Source organism: Dietzia timorensis, from assembly GCF_020742175.1.
GTDB classification, from domain to species: domain Bacteria; phylum Actinomycetota; class Actinomycetes; order Mycobacteriales; family Mycobacteriaceae; genus Dietzia; species Dietzia timorensis_A.
In genome coordinates this window covers 1-3,826 of record NZ_DYXM01000072.1, presented here as the reverse complement: position 1 = coordinate 3,826, position 3,826 = coordinate 1, and the positions used below count along the sequence as shown (strand labels likewise).

At 65.6% G+C, this 3,826-nt stretch carries 4 protein-coding genes; 1 reads left to right on the top strand and 3 read right to left on the bottom strand.

Translation table 11 applies throughout. The features are described 5' to 3' along the window. The 3 genes from K8V11_RS03885 to K8V11_RS03875 form a co-directional block, all read right to left on the bottom strand. Positions 1-395, bottom strand: a 395-nt coding sequence (locus K8V11_RS03885; RefSeq protein WP_303911089.1) for a hypothetical protein, incomplete at its 3' end; no start/stop codon positions are given. Positions 396-590: 195 nt separating this feature from the next. Beyond that, the gene (locus tag K8V11_RS03880) at positions 591-2,357 is read right to left on the bottom strand and encodes a S1 family peptidase (RefSeq protein ID WP_303911088.1); all 1,767 of its coding nucleotides are present in this window, start codon (positions 2,355-2,357) and stop codon (positions 591-593) included. Between the two features lie 228 nt (positions 2,358-2,585). Then, a complete protein-coding gene (locus K8V11_RS03875) occupies positions 2,586-3,041 on the bottom strand; it encodes a hypothetical protein (RefSeq protein WP_303911087.1) in 456 nt (151 codons plus the stop codon). Between the two features lie 343 nt (positions 3,042-3,384). Between K8V11_RS03875 and K8V11_RS03870 the strand changes: the two genes are divergently transcribed. Next, positions 3,385-3,826: Hsp70 family protein (locus tag K8V11_RS03870; protein ID WP_303911086.1), on the top strand; the 442-nt coding region annotated here is incomplete at its 3' end.

Sequence of the window (3,826 nt, the reverse complement as noted above, 5' to 3'; positions counted from 1 at the left end):
GTGGTGGTGTTGTGCCAGTCGATCGTCGCGGTGTCGTTCACGGGGAAGAAGAGGATGTCCCAGTTGGGCATCATCGGCATGTAGCGGTCGCGCGCGAGGATCGAGATGTCGGCGACGAGGTCGTGGCGGTCCGGGTACATCCAGCACGCCGGATTCGTGTCGACCGTGTAGTTCGTCGGCCCGCGGAACACCCACGGGTCCTCCATCGACACGGTCGACGTCGTGCCCTCCTGAGACCACGGGAACGCACGGCTGACGATCTCATTCGCGCCGGCCGTTCCCGCCGCCGCGACCGCGAGCGCGCCCGCACCGAGCAGCGCAGCGAGACTGCCGGCGACCGCCCTGCCCGATGCCGTGCGTGTCTTCGTACCTGCCGGCGTGCGTTCCGGTTTCATGGCGAGCCTCCCGTTCTCGGAGGCACTCCACGCGCCCCGTGCTCTGATTATCGGGTTGCCGGTGCGGGCCGTTACCCGCAACGAAGCCCCTCACCACGTGGGTAAGGGGCTTCGAGGTTGTTCGTTGCGGCGGTTCATCGGGAATGACGTCGGAGATGCTTTCTCCGCTCGTCTCCCGCGTCCGCGCGGTCCGGGCTACTTGGTGTTGAGCTCCAGTCCGGGGTGTGCGGCGAGCACGTCGTCGATCGGTACGACGGACAGAGACGGGGTCACGCCGGCCGCGTCCGCGTTCGTCTTGGCCGCCGCGCAGTCGGTCTCGCCCGCGACGTTCGAGGCGCTGGAGATCCCGAGAGCCTTGTTACCGGAGAAGACCACGCCGCCCGAGTCACCGGGGAGCGCGCAGATGTCGACCGTGAAGGCGTTGGCGATCGTGCGCTGTCCTGCGACATCGATGTTCGTGCCGGTCTCGTCGATCTTGCCGCAGCTGAACCCGGTGCGCGAGCCCATCTTGCAGGCGACCTGTCCGACGACCGGTGCTGCCGTGCCGGTGATCTCCTGGGTCTTGCCCTCCTCGCCGCCGACGAGGTTGTTGTCGAAGCGCTCGCCGAAGTCCTTGTCGACCTTGATCAGCGCGGAGTCGATGTTGTCGGGCTTGGTGTAGGCGAAGGTGCCGAACTCGGTGCCGTCGGCGAGGGCGGCGCGCACGCCGTCCATGCGGTTGCAGTGCGCGGCGGTGATAACGACCGGCGCGCCGTTCAGCGTGCCGTTGAAGCCGGTGGAGCACTCGAGCCCACCGATCGGCATCTTCGCATCGTAGGCGGTGCCGCCGATGACCTGCTCATCGTCCGCCGGAGTCTTGGCCTCGGCATTCGGGTCGGCTGGTGCGTCCTCGGCCGGCGCGTCCTCGGTGGGAGTCGGCTCGGGGTCCGGGAGCGGCACGAAGTCCCCGAGGGAACCGTTCGCTCCGCCGAGCGAGCCGAGGGAATCGGCGCCACCGGCCATGCCGAGGATCTGCGAGAGCACGCCGAGCGCCTCGGGGGACAGGACGTTCTCGAGGGAATTGCCCTTCGTGGGCTGCTCGCCTTCGGCCGGCGCCTCGCCCTTGTCTGCCTCGGTGGTCGTTGCGTCGGGGGTCTGCTCGGCCTGCTCCGTGCCCGCCTGCTCGGCGGGTGCGGTGCCGGTGCCGGTGCCGTCGACCGCGCCGGTGCCCGGATCGGTGGTCTCGTTGCCCGAGCCCTGACCTTGCTGGCCGCTCTCGAGGCTGCCGAATGGCGACGTGTCACTCGTGGGGCTGGGCGCGTTGAGCGTCTTCAGCTTCGCCAGTCCATGCAGCGCTGCGGTGAGGTTGCCGAGTTCCGCCTCGGTCCCGCCGTCGGTGGTGACGACGACGGCGCCGCGGTTCTGGTCGGCCTCGACGCCGGTGATCAAATCGCGCTGATCCTGCGGAAGCTCTTCGATGGTGGCCCTGACCTTTTCGAGGCGCTGCTCGAGCTCGGACTGCGACAACGCGACGTCCTGCACCTCGAAGCCCGCGTCCTTCGCCGCCGAGCGCAGCTCGGATGCGGCCTTCGTGTCGACCTTCTTCGCTCCGCCGTCATCGGGGAAGACGGTGGCGACGCCTACGACGCCCTCACCGAGATCGTTGAGCCAGACGCCACCAAAGGCGTCCTGGAAAGCCTTGGACCACTCGCCGGCTTTGTCTCCGAGCTTCGCGGCGGTGTCGGCCTGGGAGACGAACTGCTCCGGCGTCATACCGAGGTCTCTTTGGAGTGCCTCGGCGAGGCTGAGGGCGACGGCCACCGGGTCGTCGGTGTCGACATCGCCGGTGGTGGCGGGCGTCGCCGTGGTTTCGTCGGCGGTGTTGAGGACCTGATCGGAGGACACGGTGGGTAGGGCGACAGCGCCGGCGACGCCGAGCGCCGTGACGGCGAAGGCCGCGCCAATTGTTGAGCGAATCCGCATGCTGAGCACTTCCTTTGGTTACCGAGTCGGGCGGGCGTGTGGCTGTCCGACCGAAAACGCACCACGTAATTCCGCATTTGTAACTTGGGGTTGGTGATACGTGTGTGACAGTTGTGACTCAGAATAGCGCCAGGATTTGTTAATTACCAGTGGGACACGTGTTGCGGGTGTGAAAAGAAATTATTCGGTTTCTTGGGGATTTGCGGGGGTTGAGGCTTGAGGCGGGGGCTAGTCGCCGGCGGAGTCTTCGGCGTGCCGCCGCGCGCGGACGGCTCGGGCTCGCGCGGCTCCGGAGCATACGAGCCGCGCGGCAAGGACCACGGCGAGCCCGGCGCAGGCGATCATCCCGAGCACGGTGAAGAGTCCGGGCGAGAAAATGACCGGTTCGTCCTGGTCGTCGAGGTATGTAGGTAAAAACGCAACGGCGATGACGGCGAACACCGCGAAAGTCGCGACGACGAATCGATTCGACCTGCGTCGTAGGGCGACGCTGAAGAACGTGGCCGACAGGACGACGATCCCCAGCAGTATCAACGACGCGACCAGCCAGTAGAGGGAGTCTGCTGTGTCGCGCGGGAGCCCCTTGGTGATGGCGCCGGCTCCGGTGAAGAGGGCCAGCGTGACGGCGACACCCGCGAGCGAAGTGATCTCGCGGCTCTCGAAGGGGTCCAGGATGTTCCGCATGAACGGATGCTACGTCGCTCGTGTCACCAGTGTCGTGGCCGTGGGTGGCCAGCGCCAGGTTCGAGGCGTGGACAAACTTGAGCGCACCTAATGCAAGTTAGACCGTGAGTTGCGTCACAACGGGAATGAATTCGTCGCGAATCCAGTTACACCAGTCAGAAAACTTAAGCGTCCAACACTCAACTAGTTGCGCAAACCCGGCAAGGCGGTGGCAGAATTGCGACAGGCTCGCCGGCGGGGCAAAGAACTTGAGTCCGGCGCGCTAAGGGTTTTCGACTTAGAAGCAAGACCCACACAAACGAACAAGACAAATAGACAGACCAATTAATAGGAGGAACGCAATATGTCGCGTGCAGTAGGTATCGACCTCGGCACCACGAACTCGGTGGTTTCCGTACTTGAGGGTGGCGAGCCGAAGGTCATCGCCAACGCCGAGGGTTCCCGCACGACCCCGTCGGTCGTCGCATTCGCCAAGAACGGAGAGGTTCTCGTCGGCCAGCCCGCGAAGAACCAGGCCGTCACCAACGTCGACCGGACCATTCGCTCCGTCAAGCGCCACATCGGCGCCGAGTGGAAGTCCAGCGACATCGACGGCAAGCAGTACACGGCGCAGGAGATTTCTGCCCGTACCCTGCAGAAGCTCAAGAGGGACGCGGAGTCCTACCTCGGCGAGGATGTCACCGACGCCGTTATTACCGTCCCCGCATACTTCAATGACGCCCAGCGCCAGGCGACTAAGGACGCCGGCCAGATCGCGGGCCTCAACGTGCTCCGCATCGTCAACG

Bases quoted from the DNA above. Each gene is read 5' to 3' on its own strand.
- K8V11_RS03880 (WP_303911088.1), bottom strand. From the start codon at position 2,357: ATGCGGATTCGCTCAACAATTGGCGCGGCCTTCGCCGTCACGGCGCTC.
- K8V11_RS03875 (WP_303911087.1), bottom strand. From the start codon at position 3,041: ATGCGGAACATCCTGGACCCCTTCGAGAGCCGCGAGATCACTTCGCTC.